This window comes from Azospirillum sp. UFLA03-27, assembly GCF_059803775.1.
The window spans coordinates 1-20105 of the sequence record NZ_JAUQTX010000110.1 but is presented as its reverse complement, the minus strand read 5'-3'; the positions used below and the strand labels follow the sequence as shown (position 1 = coordinate 20105).

The 20105-nt window shown below is 69.2% G+C and carries 19 protein-coding genes; 8 read left to right on the top strand and 11 right to left on the bottom strand.

The window, feature by feature from the left end; all coding sequences use genetic code 11:
• The 7 genes from Q4I23_RS17290 to Q4I23_RS17260 form a co-directional block, all read left to right on the top strand.
• On the top strand, positions 1-526 hold a 526-nt coding region (locus tag Q4I23_RS17290), incomplete at its 5' end, for an enolase C-terminal domain-like protein (RefSeq protein WP_498526991.1).
• Positions 527-590: 64 nt separating this feature from the next.
• Positions 591-1823 carry a CaiB/BaiF CoA transferase family protein gene (locus Q4I23_RS17285; RefSeq protein WP_498526990.1) on the top strand — a complete coding sequence of 411 codons (1233 nt, stop codon included), beginning with the start codon at positions 591-593 and terminating at the stop codon, positions 1821-1823.
• Positions 1824-1945: 122 nt separating this feature from the next.
• Entirely contained in the window at positions 1946-2782 is an 837-nt protein-coding gene (locus Q4I23_RS17280) for an IclR family transcriptional regulator (RefSeq protein ID WP_454019906.1), read from the top strand.
• 34 nt (positions 2783-2816) lie between these two features.
• Positions 2817-3008 carry a 2-hydroxymuconate tautomerase gene (gene thmT / locus Q4I23_RS17275; protein WP_237906856.1) on the top strand — a complete coding sequence of 64 codons (192 nt, stop codon included), beginning with the start codon at positions 2817-2819 and terminating at the stop codon, positions 3006-3008.
• 100 nt (positions 3009-3108) lie between these two features.
• Complete coding sequence (locus tag Q4I23_RS17270; RefSeq protein ID WP_498526989.1) at positions 3109-4794, top strand: thiamine pyrophosphate-binding protein; 1686 nt, start codon at positions 3109-3111, stop codon at positions 4792-4794.
• Between the two features lies 1 nt (position 4795).
• Entirely contained in the window at positions 4796-4942 is a 147-nt protein-coding gene (locus Q4I23_RS17265; RefSeq protein WP_454019904.1) for a hypothetical protein, read from the top strand.
• A 34-nt stretch (positions 4943-4976) separates the two neighbouring features.
• A complete protein-coding gene (locus Q4I23_RS17260) occupies positions 4977-6404 on the top strand; it encodes an aldehyde dehydrogenase family protein (protein ID WP_498526988.1) in 1428 nt (475 codons plus the stop codon).
• 42 nt (positions 6405-6446) lie between these two features.
• On the opposite strand, the gene Q4I23_RS17255 is transcribed toward Q4I23_RS17260, so the two are convergent.
• The 5 genes from Q4I23_RS17255 to Q4I23_RS17235 form a co-directional block, all read right to left on the bottom strand.
• Positions 6447-7529: an ABC transporter ATP-binding protein gene (locus Q4I23_RS17255; RefSeq protein WP_498526987.1), complete on the bottom strand. Its 1083-nt coding sequence runs from the start codon at positions 7527-7529 to the stop codon at positions 6447-6449.
• A gap of 13 nt (positions 7530-7542) precedes the next feature.
• Positions 7543-8430 (bottom strand): carbohydrate ABC transporter permease, encoded by an 888-nt coding sequence (locus tag Q4I23_RS17250; protein ID WP_498526986.1) that lies wholly within the window; start codon positions 8428-8430, stop codon positions 7543-7545.
• Positions 8423-9355, bottom strand: a complete 933-nt coding sequence (locus Q4I23_RS17245) for a carbohydrate ABC transporter permease (RefSeq protein WP_454019900.1) — start codon at positions 9353-9355, stop codon at positions 8423-8425. Before Q4I23_RS17245 ends, Q4I23_RS17250 begins: the two co-directional genes overlap by 8 nt.
• Positions 9356-9383: 28 nt before the next feature.
• Positions 9384-10730 carry an ABC transporter substrate-binding protein gene (locus Q4I23_RS17240; protein ID WP_498526985.1) on the bottom strand — a complete coding sequence of 449 codons (1347 nt, stop codon included), beginning with the start codon at positions 10728-10730 and terminating at the stop codon, positions 9384-9386.
• Positions 10731-10831: 101 nt separating this feature from the next.
• Positions 10832-11779, bottom strand: coding sequence for a TauD/TfdA dioxygenase family protein (locus Q4I23_RS17235; RefSeq protein WP_454019898.1), 948 nt, complete (start codon positions 11777-11779; stop codon positions 10832-10834).
• 888 nt (positions 11780-12667) lie between these two features.
• Here Q4I23_RS17235 and Q4I23_RS17230 point away from each other — a divergent pair.
• Positions 12668-14998: a tetratricopeptide repeat protein gene (locus Q4I23_RS17230; RefSeq protein WP_498526984.1), complete on the top strand. Its 2331-nt coding sequence runs from the start codon at positions 12668-12670 to the stop codon at positions 14996-14998.
• Here the strand turns inward: Q4I23_RS17230 and Q4I23_RS17225 are convergent.
• The 6 genes from Q4I23_RS17225 to Q4I23_RS17200 form a co-directional block, all read right to left on the bottom strand.
• Complete coding sequence (locus Q4I23_RS17225) at positions 14967-15893, bottom strand: TauD/TfdA dioxygenase family protein (RefSeq protein WP_498526983.1); 927 nt, start codon at positions 15891-15893, stop codon at positions 14967-14969. The genes Q4I23_RS17230 and Q4I23_RS17225 overlap by 32 nt on opposite strands.
• 10 nt (positions 15894-15903) lie before the next feature.
• Positions 15904-16947: an ABC transporter substrate-binding protein gene (locus tag Q4I23_RS17220; protein WP_498526982.1), complete on the bottom strand. Its 1044-nt coding sequence runs from the start codon at positions 16945-16947 to the stop codon at positions 15904-15906.
• Positions 16948-16970: 23 nt separating this feature from the next.
• Positions 16971-18575 carry a rhodanese-like domain-containing protein gene (locus Q4I23_RS17215; RefSeq protein ID WP_498526981.1) on the bottom strand — a complete coding sequence of 535 codons (1605 nt, stop codon included), beginning with the start codon at positions 18573-18575 and terminating at the stop codon, positions 16971-16973.
• A gap of 19 nt (positions 18576-18594) precedes the next feature.
• A complete protein-coding gene (locus Q4I23_RS17210; RefSeq protein WP_498526980.1) occupies positions 18595-19212 on the bottom strand; it encodes a cysteine dioxygenase family protein in 618 nt (205 codons plus the stop codon).
• A gap of 53 nt (positions 19213-19265) precedes the next feature.
• Positions 19266-19487 carry a hypothetical protein gene (locus Q4I23_RS17205; RefSeq protein ID WP_498526979.1) on the bottom strand — a complete coding sequence of 74 codons (222 nt, stop codon included), beginning with the start codon at positions 19485-19487 and terminating at the stop codon, positions 19266-19268.
• Positions 19488-19763: 276 nt separating this feature from the next.
• Positions 19764-19946, bottom strand: a complete 183-nt coding sequence (locus Q4I23_RS17200; protein ID WP_454019891.1) for a hypothetical protein — start codon at positions 19944-19946, stop codon at positions 19764-19766.
• Positions 19947-20105: the final 159 nt, after the last annotated feature.

Genomic DNA, 20105 nt, shown 5'->3' with positions numbered 1-20105 from the left:
GGACATCGCCCTGATGGTGGACGCCAACCAGGGGCTCACCCCCGCCCACGCCCTGCGGCTGGGCCGCGCGCTGGAAGGGTTCGAGCTGGTGTGGTTCGAGGAGCCGGTCCCGACCTGGAACGACGAAGGGAGCGCGGCCCTGGCGGCGGCGCTGGACACCCCGATCGCCAGCGGCGAGACGGAGTACACGCGCTACGGCCTGAAGCGGCAGATCCACGCCCGCGCCGCCGACATCCTGATGCCGGACCTGCAGCGGATGGGCGGCTACACCGAATTCCGCAAGGCGATCGGGCTGATGGCGGCCCACGACGTGCCCTTCTCCCCGCACATCTTCACGGAGCACAGCCTGCATCTCGTGGCGTCCTCGGCCGGCGCCATCCATGCCGAGCATATGCCGTGGTTCGGGCCGCTGTTCCGCGAGCCCATGCCCATCGAGGCGGACGGCACGATCCTGGCGCCCGACCGCCCGGGCGTCGGCTTCACCTTCGATTGGGACGGCCTCGACGGGATGCGCGCGCCCCTCTGAGGCGCCCCCTGGACGGCCACGGCCCAGGCGATGGCCGGGCCACAGATCACGATGGATCGATGACATGACAGCGTTCGATGGCGGAGCGGCGGCGGGTGCGCCGCGCTCCCTGGGGCCTCTTCAAGGCATCCGGGTCCTTGATCTTTCCCGCGTCCTGGCCGGCCCCTGGTGCACCCAGTGCCTGGCCGACCTCGGCGCGCAGGTCCTGAAGATCGAAAGCCCCGGCGACGGCGACGAGACGCGGAGCTGGGGCCCCCCCTACATGGGCGACTTCGCCGCCTACTACACCTGCGCCAACCGGTCGAAGCGCAGCTTGGCCGTGGACCTGAAGAGCGCGGAGGGCCAGCACCTCATCCGCGATCTCGCCCGCGAGGCCGACGTCGTGATCGAGAACTTCAAGCTCGGCACGCTCGACCGGTTCGGGCTGGGATACGACGACCTGAAGGCGGTCAACCCGCGCCTGATCTACTGCTCCATCTCCGGCTACGGGCGCACGGGATCGGAAGCGGCGCGCGCCGGCTACGATTTCGTCATCCAGGGCGAAACCGGCCTGATGTCGGTGACCGGCTTCCCCGACGGGCCGCCGACCAAGGTCGGCGTCGCTGTGTCGGACCTCTTCTCCGGCCTCTACGCGTCGCAGGCGATCCTGGCCGCGCTGCTGGGCCGCCAGACCACCGGCCGCGGCCAGTTCCTCGACGTCGCCCTGTTCGACTGCCAATTGGCAGCGCTGGCCAACGTGGCCGCCGGAGCGCTCGCCACGGGAGCGGAGCCCAAACGCTACGGGAACGCGCACCCGAACGTCGTGCCCTACGAGGTGTTCGAGGCGTCCGACGGGCCGTTCGTCCTCGCCATCGGCAACGACCGGCAGTTCCGCACCCTGTGCGACGGCGTGCTCGACGACCCGGTCCTGCGCGACGATCCGGCCTTCCGCACCAACGCCGCACGGGTCGCCAACCGGACCGGGCTGAGCCAGCGGCTCGCCGCGCGCTTCCGCGAACACCCCCGCGCCCATTGGATGGAGCGTCTGGAAGCCCGCAGCCTGCCCGCCGGCGCCGTGCGCTCGGTCGCCCAGGCGCTGGCGTCCGATCAGGTCGCGGGGCGCGATCTGATCCATGGATTCGAGACGGAACGCGGCGGCCCGATTCGCGTCGTCCGCTATCCCGTAAAGTTCGGTGACGGCCTCCCCTGCCCCACCCCACCGCCGGCGCTGGACGAGGGCGGCGCGGAGGTCGCCCGGCGCTGGCTCGATCCGGAGCGGCCGGACCCGGTTGCGACCACAGCCGCCGCGCGGTCCTGAGGGGTCCCTGAAAAGCCATGACGCGCAAAAGTCTTGACACATCTTCCGATAGAGCACAGGTCCGACGGCTGGGCCGGAAAACCACGCAGTCCCCCGGCCGGACAACGACGCAGGGCAGAGCCATGGTGAAGAGCGCGGACGAGGAACGGACGAAGGCCAACAGCGACGGCGAGCGCGAAGGGCCGGCCGGCACGCTGGCCCGCGGGCTGGCGATCCTCGACGCCATCGTGGACGCGCCGCAGCCGCTGCTGCTGGGCGAGATCGCGACTCTGACCCGCCTGGACCAGAGCACGACCCTGCGCCTCCTGCGCACGCTGGAGGACAGCGGCTACGTCGTCCGTCTGGCCGATTCCAAGCGCTACGCCCCCTCGCCCAAGGCTTTGCTGCCGCTGCCGCTGATGCACCCCATCAACCAGCTTCGGCGCGAATCCCACTCCATCCTGATCGAGCTGGCGCGCACGCTGCGCGAAACCGTCGTCCTCGTGCTCTATCTCAGCACCGAGCGGATGGTGACCGACATCGCCCAGGCTCCGGGGTCGCTCTCCCCCTACTACAACACCTGGCTGCACGGCCCCCTGCACGGGTCCGGGTCCGGCAAGGCCCTGCTGCTCAGCCTCGATGCGGAGCAGCGCGCCGCCGTCCTCGGGCCGGAGCCCTACAAGGCCTTCACGGCGCAGACCATCACCAAGCAGGCCGATCTGGAGCGGGACCTCGCCACCTCCGCCGAGCGAGGCTATGTGGTGGCCCATGACGAACACCATCTCGGCCTGACCGCCATCGCGGCCAACATCCCCACCTGGAACAACGGGCATGTCGGCTGTCTGGTGGTGACCGGCCATTCGCGCGACATGGACGAGGCGAGGGTCGCCGACATCGGCCTGGAGCTGGTCCGCGTGGCGAAGCTGATGCCCTACCAGCTCAGCAGCCTCCGCTCCGTCGCGCATGTGGTCGGAAAGTAAGAAGAACCCAGGAAATCCCCGAGGGAGAAGAGACATGCCCATCGTCAACATCACCCTGATCAAAGGCCGGCCGCAGGACAAGAAGGCCGCGATGTACCGCGAGGTCACGGACGCCATCCACCGCACCCTGGGTGCGCCGCGGGAGAGTGTCCGCATCATCCTGAACGAAGTCGAGCCGCAGCACTTCGCGGTCGCCGGCGAAGCCAAGACCGGCCCCTCCTCCTAAGCCCAAACGCCTTGCGACACTGATGCGCCGCTTCGGCTCCTTGCCGAAGCGAAGGGAGGCGTGCGCCCGCCGGTCGGGCGCACTGAAAAAGGAAGAAACCATGAGCAACGGACCCGGCTCGGCGACCGGTGGACGCCTTCTTGTCGACATGCTGCGTCTGCACGGGGTTGACCGTGTGTTCTGCGTTCCGGGGGAAAGCTATCTGGCCGTGCTGGACGCGCTGGTCGACGCCCCGGAGATCGCCGTGACCATCTGCCGGCACGAGGGCGGGGCGGCGATGATGGCCGAGGCCTATGGCAAATGCACCGGACGGCCGGGTATCTGCTTCGTCACCCGCGGGCCGGGCGCGACCAACGCCAGCCACGGCGTCCACATCGCGCACCAGGACTCCTCACCGATGATCCTCTTCATCGGCCAGATCGAGCGGAGCGCGCAGGAGCGCGAGGCCTTCCAGGAGATCGACTACCGCCGCATGTTCGGCCCGCTCAGCAAATGGGTGGCCCAGATCGACGAGGCGGGCCGCGTGCCGGAGATGGTCAGCCGCGCCTTCGCCACGGCCACATCCGGCCGGCCGGGACCGGTGGTGCTCGCCCTTCCCGAGGACATGCTGGTCGAAACGGCGGCGGTCCGCCCGGCGAAGCCCTACCGCCCCGTCGAGCCCGGCTTGCGGCCGGAGGACCTGGCTGAACTCGAACGCCTGCTGCGCGGCGCCGAGCGGCCGTTCCTGATGATCGGCGGAGGCGGATGGACGGCGGAGGCGTGCGACGACATCCGGCGTTTCGCGGAGGCCTGGGACCTGCCGGTCGGCGTCTCCTTCCGCAGCCAGGATCTGTTCGACAACACCCACCCGAACTACGCCGGCGATCTCGGCCTCGGCGTGAATCCGGCCCTGGCCCGGACCGTCCAGGGCGCCGACCTTCTGCTGGTCGTCGGGCCGCGCCTGGGCGAAGCAACGACCGGCGGCTACACGCTGCTCGACATCCCGCTCCCGCGCCAGACATTGGTGCACGTCCATGCCGGGGTGGAGGAGTTGGGCCGCGTCTACCAGCCGACCCTGGCCATCAACGCCGGCATGCGCGCGACGGCCAGGGCCCTGGCCGCTCTGGCGCCGCCGGAGCGGCGCCGGGACCCGGAACGGACGCGGGCCATCCATGACGCCTATCTGGCCTGGACGGCGCCCCCGTCCATTCCGGGGCCGCTCCAGATGGGTGCGATCATGGAATGGCTGCGCGACAGCCTGCCGCCGGACACCATCATCGCCAACGGCGCCGGAAACTTCGCCATCTGGCCGAACCGCTTCCACCGTTACCGGCGCTTCCGCACCATGCTCGCCCCGACCTCCGGTTCGATGGGCTACGGCATCCCGGCGGCGATCGCGGCCAAGCTGCTGCACCCTGAACGGCCGGTGGTGGCGTTCGCCGGGGACGGCTGTTTCATGATGAGCGTGCAGGAGTTGGCTACCGCCGCGCAGTACGGGGCGGCGATCGTCGTTCTGCTGGTCAACAACGGCATGTTCGGCACCATCCGCATGCACCAGGAACGCGAGTATCCCGGCCGGGTCAGCGGCACCGACCTGACGAATCCCGACTTCGTCACGCTGGCGCAGAGCTTCGGCGCCCATGCCGAACGGATCACCGAAACCGGCGACTTCATGCCGGCCTTCGAACGCGCCATGGCGGCGGGACGCCTCGCCCTGCTGGAACTGGTCATCGATCCCGACGCGATCAGCCCGACTCACACGGTGACCAGCCTGCGCGAGCAGGCAATGCGGACACGGAGCGCCTGAGATGCTGACCTTCGACGACTGCCTCGCCCTCGCCGACCTCGCTCCGGAGCGCAGGACGCTCGTGGACGACATGGGGACGGTGCCCGCCCTGCACCTGATGTCCGATGCCGCCGACCCGGAGGCCACGGCCGAGCGGGACGAGGCGTGACCGGCCGGTCCGCAAGCGAACGGAGACAACGCGCATGAGGCACAATTTCATCGCCGGGCGGTGGGTGGCCGGAGACGACGCCCTCGCCAACATCAACCCGTCCGACACCGGCGACGTCATCGACCGTTACGCGGTCGCCAGCCGTGAGATGGTTGCGGAGGCCGCGCAGGCGGCACGGGCGGCCTTTCCGGCCTGGGCGCACAGCACCCCACTGCAACGCGCCGATGCGCTCGACGCGGTCGGCGGCGAACTGCTGGCGCGCAGGGAGGAGTTGGGCACCCTGCTGTCGCGGGAAGAAGGCAAGATCCGGGCGGACGGCATCGCCGAGGTGGTCCGCGCCGCCCAGGTCTTCAAGTTCTTCGCCGGCGAGGCCCTGCGCATCCCCGGCGAGAAGGTCGCCTCCGTGCGTCCGGGGGTCGAGGTCGACATCATGCGCGAGCCGGTCGGGGTGATCGGCATCATCACGCCGTGGAACTTTCCCATGGCCATTCCGGCCTGGAAGATCGCCCCGGCGCTCGCCTACGGCAACTGCGTCCTGTTCAAGCCCGCCGAGCTTGTTCCGGGATCGGCATGGGCGCTGGCCGACATCATCGCGCGCGCCGGCGTACCGGCCGGCGTGTTCAATCTGGTGATGGGGCCGGGTTCGGTGGTCGGGGATGCCCTGGTCGACGGCGTGGACGCCATCACCTTCACCGGCTCCGTCCCGACGGGAACCCGAGTGGCGCAACGGGCGGTCGGCCGCATGATCAAATGCCAGCTCGAAATGGGCGGCAAGAATCCCCTGATCGTGCTGGACGACGCCGATCTGGACATCGCCGTGGAGGCGGCGGTGAACGGCGCCTTCTTCCAGACCGGACAGCGCTGCACGGCGTCGTCGCGCCTCGTCGTCACCGAGGGCATCCATGATCGTTTCGTCGCGGCGGTGACGGAGCGGCTGGAACGGCTGGTGGTGGGGCACGCGCTGAGCCCCGAGACGCACATCGGTCCAGTGGTGGACGAACGGCAACTGGAGCAGGATCTCTCCCACATCGCCACCGCCGAGGGGGAAGGAGCACAACGGCATTGGGGCGGTCGGGTGCTGGAGCGGGACACGCCCGGCTTCTACCTCTCGCCGTGCCTGCTCACCGAGACGACCAACGCCATGCGCATCAACCGCGAGGAGGTCTTCGGGCCGGTCGCCAGCGTTGTCCGCGTCAAGGATTACGACGAGGCCCTGGCCGTCGCCAACGATACGCCCTTCGGTCTTTCATCGGGCATCTGCACCACGTCGCTGAAGCACGCCACCCATTTCCGCGCCCACTCGGCGGCCGGACTGGTCATGGTCAACCTGCCGACCGCCGGGCTGGATTTCCATGTGCCGTTCGGCGGGCGCAAGGGTTCCAGCTATGGCCCGCGCGAACAGGGCCGCTACGCCGTGGAGTTCTACACCTCCGTAAAGACGGCCTACGTGCGGGCCATGTGAGGGCGGCCCTGTGAGGGCGGGCCATGTGCGGAACGGTGGGCGTCATGAAGCCCCACCCCACACCAGCCGCCGCCCTTCGCCGGCGTCGAACAGGTGGGCGGAGGCGGCCGGCAGGCGCAACGGCAGGACGTCGCCGGGACGCGCGGCCACGCGCTCACGGAACGCCCCGACGAAGGGTTGCCCGGCAAGCTGCCCCACCACCTGCGTTTCGGAACCGGTCGGCTCGACCACCGCGACGTGAAGCGGGACGCCCTGCTCCGGGTCGATGAGGGCGTGCTCCGGGCGCAGACCCAGCACCGCCGGGTGTCCGTCCGCCTCCGGCGGAACCGCGGACAGCGGCAGGTCCGGCCCGCCGTCCAGCCGGAAGGAGGTGCGGCCGTTCACCGCGATCCGCCCCGTAAGGAAATTCATGGCCGGTGACCCGATGAAACCGGCGACGAAGCGGTTGGCCGGGCGGTCGTAGAGGTCCAGCGGCGCCCCCGCCTGCTCCACCCGCCCGTCGCGCATCACGACGATGCGGTCGGCCATGGTCATCGCCTCGATCTGGTCATGGGTGACGTAGATGGCGCTGGTCCGCAGGCGTTGGTGCAGGGCCTTGATCTCCGCCCGCATCTGCACGCGCAGCTTGGCGTCCAGGTTGGACAGCGGCTCGTCGAACAGGAACAGCCGGGGATCGCGCACGATGGCCCGGCCCATGGCGACGCGCTGCCGCTGCCCGCCCGACAGTTGGCCCGGCCGGCGGTCGAGCAGGGCCGACAGGCCAAGCACCTCCGCCGCGCGCACCACCCGCGCCGCAATCTCTCTCCGGTCCACGCCCTTCAGGGTCAGCGCGAAGCCGAGATTCTGCGCCACCGTCATGTGGGGATAGAGCGCGTAGTTCTGGAACACCATTGCGATGTCCCGGTCCTTCGGCGGCACGTCGTTGACGAGGCGTCCGCCGATGCGGATCTCGCCCTCCCCGGCCTCTTCCAGCCCGGCGATCATGCGCAGAAGCGTGGACTTGCCGCAGCCGCTCGGCCCGACCAGCGCCACGAACTCCCCGTCGGCGATGTCGACCGACACGCCGTGGAGGACCGGCGTGCCGCCGTAGGATTTGCGGAGGTCCCGGATGATCACGGACGCCATGGCGTTTCCCTCCTCAATCCTTCAGGCCGCCCGCGGTCAGCCCGCGGACGAGGTATTTGCGGACCAGCAGCGTGAAGGCCAGAACCGGCAGCATCACCAGCGTGCCGGCGGCGGCGATCTTGCCCCACTCCCACCCCTCGTACTGGAGGAAATTGGTGATGGCGACCGGGGCGGTGACGGCGTTGGTGCGCGTCAGGATCAGCGCGAAGAAGAAGTCGTTCCAGGAGAAGATGAAGCAGAACACCGCCGTCGCCGCCAGACCGGGCGCCGCCAGCGGCAGCGTGACCCGCCGGAACGCCTGCCACACCCCGCAGCCGTCGATCCAGGCAGCCTCCTCCAGCGACCGGGGAATGGCCGCGAAGAAGGTCTGCATGAACCAGACGACGATGGAGATGTTGAAGGTCATGTAGATCAGCGCCAGCCCGACCACGGAATCCTGCAAGCCCACACAGCGGTAGGCCAGGAAGAAGGGGATCGTCAGGGCGATGGGCGGGGCCATGCGCGTGGCCAGAATCCACAACGCCACCCGCCGCCGCGCCCGGAAACGCCAGCGGGTCAGCACATAGGCCGCAGGCACGCCCAAGGCCAGGGACGCCGCGGTGGACAGGCTGCTGACCAGCACGCTGTTCAGGAAGGATTTCGGGAAATGCCCCTGCCAGAGCGCCACAAAATTCTCCAGCGTCGGCAGGAAGAGGACCGCGTCGTCCAGCACCGCGTCGGCGGGGCGCAACGCCATCTGGACCATCCAGGCGAAGGGGAACAGAACCAGCAGCAGCAGCGCCAGTGCCGCCGCATGCAGGCCGATGCGGTGCCGCCGCCAGCGCAGCGGCCGCACCCGTCCGGGCCATGCCGCGATCCGGGCGGGAAGGGGAGCCGCGGCGGCCCGCGTCGCGTCAGTCATGGTGCACCTCGTTCCATCCCAGGCGGCCCACCAGCCAGCTCACCGCGAAGACGCCGCCCAGCATCAGGACGGCAATGGCGCTGGCGTAGCCCCAATAGGAGAAGTTGAACGCCTCGATGAAGCCGTAATAGTTGGTGACCTCCGTCGCGGTGCCCGGCCCGCCGTTGGTCAGGACGTAGATCAGCGGAAAGGCCTTCAGGCTGTCGATCAGCCGGAACAGGCCGCAGACGACCAGCGCCGGGCGCAGATAGGCCAGGATGATGTGGCGGAACACCTGCCGGCGGTTGGCCCCGTCGATCCGCGCCGCCTCCAGCGGCTCATCCGGGATCAGTTGCAGCGTCGCCAGCACCATCAGCATGGTGAAGGGAAACCACTGCCACGTCTCGGCCACCGCGATGGCCCAGATCGCCAGCGTCGGATCGGTGATCAGGGAGTCGATGGGCAGCCCCGCCGCCTCCAGCAGCCGGTGCAGCGGGCTGACGTCCGGCGTGTAGAGGATCTTCCAGATCAGCGCGACCACGATGGGCGGCAGCACCATCGGGATCAGGAAGGCGGCGCGGATCGCCTCGAAGAAACGCGCGCGGACGTTCAGCAGCAGGGCCACCCCCAACCCCACCGCCAGTTGCAGCCCGACGCTGGTCGCCGACAGGTGGAACTGCAGCAGAACCGAGTTGTGGAACCGCGCGTCCCGCAGCAGTTCGCGGTAATTGCCGAGCGGATCGGAGAAGTCGAACACCGTGCCGGGGTTGACGAGGCTGAGCGGGGTCAGGCTGACCCCCAGCAGGAACAGCCCCGGCAGCAGCGTGATGACCCCCAGCACGACCAGCGCCGGCAGAAGCCCCGCCAGATAGGCGCGGCGACAGGTCTGTTCCCAGCCGGCGGGTGCCCGCTCCGCCTTCGGTCGCGCCGGATTCAGAAAGGCCATGGCCGTGCCCTCCCCCGCATCCCGCCGGTCAGATGGCGACGCCCGCGCGCCGCAGGTCGGTGATCGACCCGGCCTGCGCCTGCTCGATGGCCTGCTTCGGCGACAGCTGGCCGGAGACGATGTTGGCGATGGCCTTGTTCAACTGCTGGTCCACCTGCGGATAGACCGGCACCGTGCGGTACTTCATGTGCCCCTGCCTGGCCGCCAGATCGACGGCGGAGGCGATAATCTCCGACAGGTCGTAGCCGTTCACCGTGGCGATCCGCTTGAACTCCGCGGATTCGAAGTCCGAGCGGCGGGTGGGCGAGGCGTAGCGCTCCTCCACGATGGCGCGGCGGGTGTTCCTCTTGGACAGCGCCCATTGGATGAAGGCCCAGGCGGCGTCCTTGTTCTTCGAGGCCGCCGGAATGCCCAGCCCGTGGGTGGCGACGCCGGGGAAGCGTCCGGCGGGGCCGCGCACCACCGGGCTGTACGCGACGGTCGAGGCCGTCTTGCTGTTCGGCCCGCCGACCTGCGACAGATAGGTCTGCCCGATCGCCGAATAGTTTGCCCGCCCGTTCTGCAACGCCTGGAGCGCCTGGTCCTCCGTGTAGGAGAGCACGCCGTTGGGGCCGAACTCCTTCAGGATCCGTGCAAAATACTCCGCGGCGGCAACCACTTCCGGCGTGTCGAGCACCGGTGTCAGATCATCGGGCGGGTTGCGGAAGACGTTGCCGCCGAAGGCCTGGAGGAAGGGCACGAAGGTCCAACCATAATGGTTGTCGGTGACGAACCCCGCCACTTTCTCCTTCCCGTGCACGGCCTTCAGCGCGGTGACCAACTCGTCCGTCGTGTCGGGCAGGCCGAGCCCGGCGGTCTTGAACAGGTCGAAGCGCGACGCCCCGGAGATGAAGGTGTCCACGGTCCAGGGAATGCCGTAGAGCCGCCCGGCCTTGTCGCTTTCCGGCGCCCGCAGGCCCGGCAGGAAATCCTCCACGTCCCAGTCGGCGGGCGTGTGGTTCGCATCGCGGATGTAGTTGTCGAGCGGCGTGAACCAGCCGGCTCCGATCCAGCGGCTGGAATAGATGAAGGTGATGTTGAGCACGTCGTAGGCGGCACCGCCCGTGGACAGCTCCAGATCGGCGCGCTGATTGTAGACCGGGAAGGCCGGCGTGTCGTAGACGACCCTGGCGCCCGTCGCCTCCTCGAACTCCGGCAGCCATTTGGTCAGGATACGGGCAAACGGTGCGTTGAAGGTGGAGACGTTGAGCGTCACGCCGGAGAATGGCTTGGCCCCGCCATAGGCCGGCGCCTTGCCCGGAAGCAGCAGGCCGCCGCCGAAAGCCGCGGCACCCGCCAGAAGGCGACGGCGGGAAAATTCATGCGTCAGGGCCATAGGAATGCTCCGTATCGAATGCGGCGAAGAATGGGATGAAGGAAAGCCATCGCGTCGAAGATCCCCTCTCTCCCTGAGGGGAGAGGGTTCCGGTGAAGCGGCTATTCGGCAGCAATGGACGAGGAGGCGGACTGCGGCGGCGTGACCGAGCGCAGGAAGCTCCGCCGACCGTCCACGGCGACCGGCGGTTCCCCGGTGACGGTGACGCGGCGGACGATGCGCGGCTGCTCGTCGTAATCATCCACGGCGCGGTGCTGGGTCGCCCGGTTGTCCCAGACGGCGACGTCCCCCGCGGACCAGCGCCAGCGCACCACATTCTCCGGGCGGACGACATGGTTCTGGAACAGCTCCAGCAGCAGGCGGGAGTCGGTGCTCGGCAACCCGACGATCCGCTGCACGAAATGGCCGAGGATCAGCGAGCGCTCGCCGGTTTCCGCATGGACATGGACGAGTGGGTGCTCCGTCTCGTAGCGGGTGGAGGTGAAGACGGTCTGGTAGCGGTGCAGCCCCTGTTCCGACGCGCTCTGACGGTCGCCGACATAGTCGTAGACGTTGGAGTGCAGCGCCCACAGCCGGTCCGCAAGATCGCGCAGGGGCGGCGACAGTTCGGCATAGGCGGCGGCCGTGTTGGCCCACAGCGTGTCGCCGCCGCGCTCCGGCGCGGTGACGCTGCGCAGGATGGAAATGGCGGGATAGCCGGGAACGAAGGTCACGTCGGTGTGCCAGGAGCTGGCGCGCTCGCCCCGGCTGCCGTCCACATCCAGGATGTTGGCGGTGCCCGCCAGGGACGGCACCGTCGGGTGCGGCACGAGGTTGCCGAACTGGCGACCGAACGCCTCCTGCCCGGCCTCGTCCAGATGGGTCTGCTCGCGGAAGAACAGCACCTTGTGGCGGCCCAGAGCCTGCCGGATGGCCCGCAGGACCGCCGGCGGAAGGTCGCCGGACAGCCGGACACCATGGATTTCCGCCCCGATGCGCCCCGCGACGGGACGAATGGCGAGACGGGCGATGGAGGTGCCGACGGTATCGGCGGATGCGAACTGGGTCATCGTGTCATCCCTTTCGATAGCCCGGCCGCCGCGTTTCTGTCTGTGCGATCCGGCCGTTTTTCCTTGCCCCGCATTCGCGTGGCGGTGGTCCCGGTCGGACCGTGGGCGAGCGAGCGGGCAAGGCGCGGCCTTCCGCCACTGGCGTTTGGACAATCCGGGACTGTTTGTGGAGACGATGCGGCGATCAGCGGCGCCGACAGCCGTTCCGGCAACCGCCCATGCCCGCAGGACAGGAGACGGCCGAAGGTCGGAGGTTGGCGCGGGGATCGGCGACGATTGGCATGTCCGGTCACTCCCTTGAGGACCCACGACCGTGATCGTGGCGCTTTAGCGGTTGATGACGCGGCGCAAGCTGCGATTCAAATTGCCGCGGCCGGAGGTGTCTAATGCCGACCCCATAAACCTACTTATTAAGTAGTCTATGAGTCAACAGCGCGAACGGTTTTTCTGTGTAAGAAATATATTTTAACACTATAAAATTGTTTTGCCTTGCTCTTCCAACCCATTGCCGCGTCAGATGGCCATGCACGGTCCTCTCCGGACGCTCGAAGAATGGTGTGGACAGCGCATCTTGCGTCTTCGGACCGACAATGGCCCTCAACCGCCGCGACCCCTGACCAAGCAGGTGCGAAAGCCGCCGCAACCGGCCGGAATCCGTTCGACAGCCATTGTGACCTCGTGGTTTAAGACGATGCCACGCAAGCACAACCGCGGCCCCTTGCTGCGGATCGATGAGGCCAAGCCGTGGCCCGGTAGCGCGCGAGCGGGAGAGCGCAGCCCAGCCTGTTTCGCACCTCATCAGGCGGCACGAACGGATTCTGCCTGTCCTGACCGCCGGCGTGGCGGACAGGTTGCTCCGATCAACGACGAGGCGGGCGGGAGTTCCCCATGGCGACGGTACAGGAAGCGCTGGAACTTGCGGTCGAATATCATCTCCAGGGCGGATTGACGGAAGCCAGGGAGCTTTACGGACGTATCCTTGCCGTCGAGCCGGACCAACCGCATGCGCTGCACCTGTTGGGTGTGCTCCACGGGCAGGAGGGCCGCCCGTTGGAGGCGATGGCGCGGATCCGCCACGCCATCGCCAGTGCTCCGGACGTCGCCGACTTCCACGCCAACTTCGGCAAGCTGGCCATGGCGCTGGGCCGTGCGGATGAGGCGGCGGCGCTCCACCGCCGGGCGCTGATGCTGCGCCCCGGCCACCCGGATGCACTCGCCGGACTGGCCCCGATCCTGGTCCAGGGCCCTCCGACCGATGAGGCCGTGTCGGTGCTCCGCCAATTCCTGCGCCTGAAGCCCGAGGATAGCGGCCTGTGCTTCTCCCTCGCGCGGATGCTGCGGGCGCGGGGGGAGGCGACGGAAGCGGCGGCGGCCTATCGCCGTCTCATCACGCTCGACCCCACCCATGGCGCGGCCTGCAACAACCTTGGCAACCTCCTGCGCGCCGTCGGCGCCGTGGAGCAGGCGTCCATCGCCTTCCGCCGCGCCGCGCGGCTCGCGCCCGGCTCCGCGATGATGCTGGTCAATCTCGGCGCGGCGCTCGCCGATCTGGGGCGCACCGAAGCGGCGATGGAGGCATTCCGCCGGGCGATCGCCTGCCAGCCTGACAACGGCGACGCCTATGTCGGGCTCGGCAGCGCGTCGTCCGGACATCGCCCTCCCGACAGAGCGCGGGTGTTGGATCACGGGTTGCGCGCCGCGCCGAACCATCCGGGACTGCTGTACGCCTTGGGGGTGCTCCACGCCGGCCGGGGCGATGACGTCGCGGCCACCGGCTTCCTGACCCATGGCGTGGAGGTCGCACCGGATGACGCCGGGTGCCGGCTGGCCTTGTGCATCGGGCAGCTTCGCCATGTCTACGTCGACGAGGCGGAACTGGCGTCCAGACGGGAAGCCTACGCACGCCACCTCGCCGCGCTCGACCGGCTCATCGGCCCTACCGCGCCGGCCGAGGCGCGGCGGAACGCCTCCGACCTCGCGGGCGCGCATTTGCCCTTCCTGCTGGCTTACCAGGGCATGGACAACCGGGCTTTGCAGGAGACCCATGGCGGCATCATGGCCGGTCTGATGGCGGCACGCCTCGGAAACCGCACCCCGACCATCCCGAAGGCGTCCAACGCATCCAGCCGCCTCCGGACGGCCCGCACGCGACTGCGGGTCGGGATCGTCTCGTCCTATTTCCACGACCATTCGGTGTGGCGGGCGATCCTGGCCGGCTGGCTCACGCAGCTCGATCCGGAACGCTTCACCCTCCTGGGATATCACGTCACCGGGGAAGAGGATGCATGCACCGCCCTGGCCGCATCGCGTTGCGCGGTGTTCCGGCGCGGACTCGGTGCCGTGGAGCGCTGGGCGGAGACCATCGCCGCCGACCGGCCCGACGCGCTGCTGTTCCCCGAGGTCGGCATGGAACCCATGACCTATCGGCTCGCGGCGCTACGCCTCGCACCGGTGCAAGCCGTGGCGTGGGGACATCCCGACACGACGGGGCTTCCCACGCTCGACCATTACCTGTCGGGCGACCTGCTGGAGCCGCCGGACGGCGACGCCTTTTACAGCGAGCGCCTCGTCCGGCTGCCCAACCTGGGCTGTCACGTGGAGCCCACCCGGCGGCCCTTCGCGTCGGTCACGCGCCGCCGGTTCGGCCTGCCCGACGGGGCTCCGGCGTTCCTGTGCAGCCAAAGCCTGTTCAAATACCTGCCCCAGCACGACCATGTGTTTCCTTCCATCGCCGCCGCCGTCCCCGGCAGCCGGTTCCTGTTCTTCCGGCACAGCCAGGACAACGTCAGCCGCGGCTTGGAGAACCGGCTGGAACGGGCCTTCGCCCTGCAAGGGATCGACAGCCGGGAACACTGCGTCTTGGCTGACCAACTCGACCATGACGCGTATCTCGCCACGTTGCGGGTGATGGACATCTATCTCGACAGCATCGGCTTTTCCGGATTCAACACGGCCCTGCAGGCGGTGGAGGCCGGGCTTCCGGTGGTGACCGCGCGTGGCCGCTTCATGCGCGGACGGCTTGCCGCCGCCCTGCTGGACCGCCTCGGCATGGCCGATGCCGTCAACATGAGCGCGGACGACTTCATCGAGGACGCCATTCGCCTGGGGCGCGACCCCACGGCGCGGAGCATCCGCACGGCGCGCCAGACCGCCGCGCTTCCCACCGTCTATCGCGACCGGGCGGCCATCACCGGACTGGAGCATTTTCTGACGGGGTAGTCCCGAACGTGACACCCATGGCGAAGCCCTGCCGGCATGGAAGGGCGGGGATGGCGATCTGGGTGCGGTGCATGCGGCGGCGCTGGCCTTCGGGAAAGGGATCGCGGCGGTGCATGGTCCAGCGGTTGTCCCACATCACGAGATCGCCGACCCGCCATTGGTGGTGCCAGGACAGCTCCGGGCGCACCGCCGCCTCCCACACCGCGTCGAGCAGCGCTTCGCTCTCCGCCGGCGGCAGGCCGGGGATGCAGGCGTGCGGACGGCGCCCCAAAAGCAGCGCCTTGCGCCCGGTCACCGGGTGGGCGATGACCAGCGGATGCACGGTGCCCGGCGAGGTGGCGAGGTCGGTCGGAGGCGCAAAGCCCTGCCGCAGGTAGCCGCCGCTGTTGGTCGTGCTGTCGTGCTTGATCGACAGCCCGCCGACCCGCCGCTTCAGATTCTCCGGCAGCGCGTCGTAGGCGGCAAACATGCTGATGAATCCGGTGTCCCCGCCCTCCTCCGGCACCTCCAGCGCGTAGAGGCTGCTGGCGTAGGGCGGGATCTTCAGATAGGTCATGTCGGCGTGCCAGACCGACTCCCCCGCCCCCAGCGCGCCGATGGGGCGGCCCCGCTCCGTGACGTTGGAGATGACGTAGACCTCCTCGAAGCCCGGCGCGTGCAGCCGGCCATGCTCGGTGATCGGCGCCTTGTCGAGCGGCCCGAAATGGCCGGACACCCGGACGAGGTCGGCGTCGGACAGCGTCTGGCCGCGGAACACCAGCACCAGATGGCGGTCCAGCGCCTGGGCCAGCGCGGCGGCGGTGGCGCCGTCCAGCGGCCGCGACAGGTCGATGCAACGGATCTCGGCCCCCAGCGTGGGGGAGACCGGATGGGCGGTGAAGGCGGGGTGGCTCATGGAAACGCCCTCAGCTTCCGGTGCGGTCGTGGATGTCGGCGAAGAACAGGTCGCGCCAGTCGGCGGGCCGGTTGCGGATCGAGCCGATGCGCGCCATGAAGTCGGTGAAGATGCCGATGCCGCGCGGAGCGAGGTCGTAGGACACCTCCGGATGGGCGATCATCGCCGCCACCTCCTCCTCGCCCAGCTTGGACTTTTCGATGCGGATGTAGGCGCGGGCGGCCTCCCTAGGGTCGGCCTTGATGAGGGCCACCGCGTCCTCCAGCGCCGCCAGCACCGCCTTGGTCAGCCGCGGGTTAGCCTCGTGGAAGGCGGCGGAGGTCCACAGCGCGCTGAAGGACGCCGGCCCGCCCAGCACGTCGTAGCTGCTCAGCACCTTGTGGATCTTCGGGTCGCGGAGCTGCTGGTCCTGGAAGGGCGGGCTGGTGAAGTGGGCGGTGATCTCCGTCCGGCCGGACAGCAGGGCGGCGGTGCCGTCGGGATGGGCCAGCGAGACGGTCAGCGGGTCCAGACGCGCGTGCTGGCCGGGGCCGAAGACCTGCTCGGCGGCGATCTGGAGCACGATGGCCTGATAGGAGGCGCGGACCGACGGCACGACGATGCGGTCCGTCTCGGTGAAGTCCCTCAGGCCCTTCACCTCGGGCCGGTTGGTGTTGAGATAGGCCGGCTGGGCGTTCAGGGCGGCCAGCCCGCGCAGGTTGGCGTTCCCCTTCGTTTTGTCCCAGGCGATGATGAAGGCCGGCACGCCCGCCGCCCCGAAGTCGGCGTTGCCGGACAGGGTGGCCTCGGTGATCGTCGTCGGGTTGCCGAGCGGGGTGTAGCGGACCGTCACCGCACCCAGCCCGGCGGCGCGGGCGTGTTTCTCCACCAGCGCCTTGTCCTCCATGACGTAGAGCGGCAGGTAGCCGAGGCCGAGGTTGCGGGCGAAGCGGACCTCCGTCGCCTCGGCCTTCGCGGGAGCCGGGGTCAGGCCAGTGAAGCCGACAGCGAGCAGCAGCGCGGAGCCGAGCAGCGCTCGGCGGCCTAGCGCGGAGAAGCGCGTGGAAATGGTCATGGCGTGTCCCGTTGCGGAGTTCGTCAGATGACGCGGAAATTGTGAGCGCCGTCGCGCTTCAGCTGGTCCACCAGCTCAAGCTCCCAGTCGATGTAGCCCTGCATGGCGGCGGCACTGTTGTCGGTGCCCTCGTAGGGGCGCTTGTAGACGTCGTCCGGCTCCGACCCCAAGCGCTCCAGCCCGGTGCTGAGCGGCAGCCCGGCCGCCACCCAGCCCTTCGTGCCACCCTCCAGCAGCAGCGGGACCGCTCCGGGCGGGAAGTCGGCGACGGCGTAGCGGGTCAGCGTGCCGTCCCAGCAGGTCAGCACCGGGCGCACGCCCTTCGGCAGGCGGGCGATGGTCCCGCCCAGACGCGCGCGGGTCGAGAAATACGCCCCCGGAATATGGCCGGTGCGGTAGCGTGGGCTGCGGGCGATGTCGATCACCGCCGCCTCGCCGTTCTCCAGCAGGGCCAGCAGGTCGCGCGGCGCCACCGTCTCCGCCCCGGCGTCAGGGACGGGAGGCAGGCGGCGGTGGTCGGAGCCGCTCTCGATGCCCAGAGACGCCACGTCACCCTCCAGCACATGCACCTCCCAGCCGAGCTGCGCCAGCCAGGAGGCGGTCATGTCGGCGCGCGGGCCGCCGCCGCCCGCCGGGTCGTCGGCCAGCACGATGCGGGCGCCGCGCACCGCGACATACTCGTCGGTCGCCTGGACGAGCTGCCCGCCCGCCGCGTGGCGGAAGCCCGGCAGATGGCCGGCCTCGTACTCCTCCGGCGTGCGCACGTCGAACCGGTGCAGGGTGCGCCGCTCATCGCCGCGGAAGGCGTGCAGCGCGGCGGGGCCGATGCGCCCAACGCCGGCCCGGTCGGCCACCGCGCGGGCGGCCTTGCGGCCCTTGGCGTCGCCCTCCGGCGACACAGCCGGAAAGCGCCCGTCGCGCCCGCGGGCCAGCTCCAGCCCGGCCAGGGTCCAGCCGATGGTGCCGTTGCGCAGCGCCGCCACGCGGTTGGGAATACCGGCGTTCACCAGCGACTGCGTGCCGATGATCGAGCGGGTGCGCCCGGCGCAGTTGACGATGACCAGCGTCCGCGGGTCGGGCGCGATGTCGTGGACGCGCTTGACCAGCTCCGCCCCCGGCACGCTGATGCCGCCGGGGATCGCCATGGTCTGGAACTCCTCGTAGCGCCGGGCGTCGAGGACGACCAGATCGGCTCCGCTATCGATCAGCGTCTTCACTTCGTCGGCGGACAGCGACGGGGTGTGGCGGTGATGCTCCACCCACTCGCCGAACGCCTTGCTTGGCACGTTGACGTCCCGGTAGACCTCGAACCCGGCGGCGATCCAGCCGGCCAGCCCGCCCTCCAGCAGCGTCACGTCGCGGTAGCCCAGCGCCTGGAGCCGCCGCGCCGCCGGCTCGGCATAGGCCTCGCCGTTGTCGTAGACGGTGATCGGCACGTCGCGCCGCGGCAGCAGATCGTAGGCCAGCAATTCCACCCGGCTGAGCGGCACCGACACGGCGAACAGCGGGTGGGCCAGCGAATAAGGGCCCTCCTCCCGCGCGTCGAGAAGGGCGACCTCCCTGCGGTCGATCCAGTCGCGGCGGATCTCCGCCGGCTTGCGGGTGGCGAGCGGTGCGGTGACGGGCATGGTTGCTTTCCGGGACCTGTTATGCGGCTTGCGGAACGGGCTTCGAGCGGTCCCACAGGTTGGGCAGGGCGCTGTTGGCGTAGCCGGAGATGAAAGGCTTGCGCTCGCCGGTCAGCGGATCGAAGACCGACCGCCGAATGGCGCCGATGTTGCCGCCATAGACGTGGATGCTGATCGACGGTCGATCGGACAATGCGTTGGAAATGGCGTGGACGTCGCCGATGCGCGGCGACACCGCCTCCACCGATCCGACCGGCAGAAGGTCGGCGGCGGTGGCAAGCGGCGGGCCATCCTGCAACTCGTAACGCTGGGAATGCTCCGCCCCGCGCAGCACGCCGACGAGGCCCCAGACGGTGTGGTCGTGGATCGGCGTGCACTGCCCCGGCCCCCAGACGAAGCTGACGACCGAGAAGCGTTCATGGGGATCGCAATGCAGCAGGTACTGCCGGTAATGGACCGGATCGGGCTGCGCGAAGGCGTCGGGCAGCCAATTGTCCACGGCGATCAGCCCGGTCAGGAGACCGCGTCCCGCGTCCAGGATGGCGGCCTCGTCGTCGCCCAGCCGCTCCACCAGACGGGTGAAGGCGACGATGAAGCCGCGCAGGCGGGACAGGTTGGGAAGGGTGGGATCGGTCATGGTGGTCGTCCGTCCGGGAATTGGGTGCGGCCGAGGCCGGGTGTGGCTGCGGATCAGGCCAGCGCGGCCACCAGAATCGGAAGGACGGCCAGGACGACGCCGGTCCCCAAGGCCAGCCAATGGCTGAGCGGCGGCTGTTCCGCGTGCGTCCGGTGCGGCGTGAGCGTCCGGTCCGGCGCGTCGTCCGAAGGGTCCGGCGGCAGTGGCAACGGCAAGGCGCAGGACGGGCTGAGCGACGCGATCAGCATCCAGTGGAAGTCATCCGAAGCCTTCATGCCGAGTCTCCTGCTTAAAGGGGAGAGGAAGGGGGAGCGTCGCCGGACGGTCGCCGCACCAGAAACAACAATTGTTAATGGTTTTATTTTTCTTATTCCATATAGGAAAATAGGTTTTAAGCTCGGCGTCAAGCGTGTGCTTTGCCCCGAGCGCGGTTTTCCGCTGGTAGCGACGTGAACGGGGCAACGCGATCTCAGGAAGACGGGGCGGGAAGACGGGGCGGGTGTCTGCCCCGGCCGACGGCACGCCCCTCCCCTCCTCTGTGCAACGGCGCCTCACACAATCGCCGGCTCCTTCTCCAGCTCCTCGCCACTGGCGAAGCGGGCCGGGGACAGGCGGGCGAACCAGTCCGGAACGGCCTGCCCGTCGACGAGGTGGGCAAGCAGGCGCCCCGCCGCGGGAGCGGTCATGAAGCCCTTGGCCCCCGACAGCGCGACGAACAGGCCGGGCAATGGCATTGTCACGTTAACTTGGATTGGACGTACGAGGAGGTCGAATGGCCGTAATACCGACGGCGTGTGAAGGCTTCCATTGAGGCGGGCCCGATCCACCTGATTTGGCATGGGCAGCAAGGTTCACCTGGTTCATCACCTTGACGCCGATGAGTTGCATCGGCT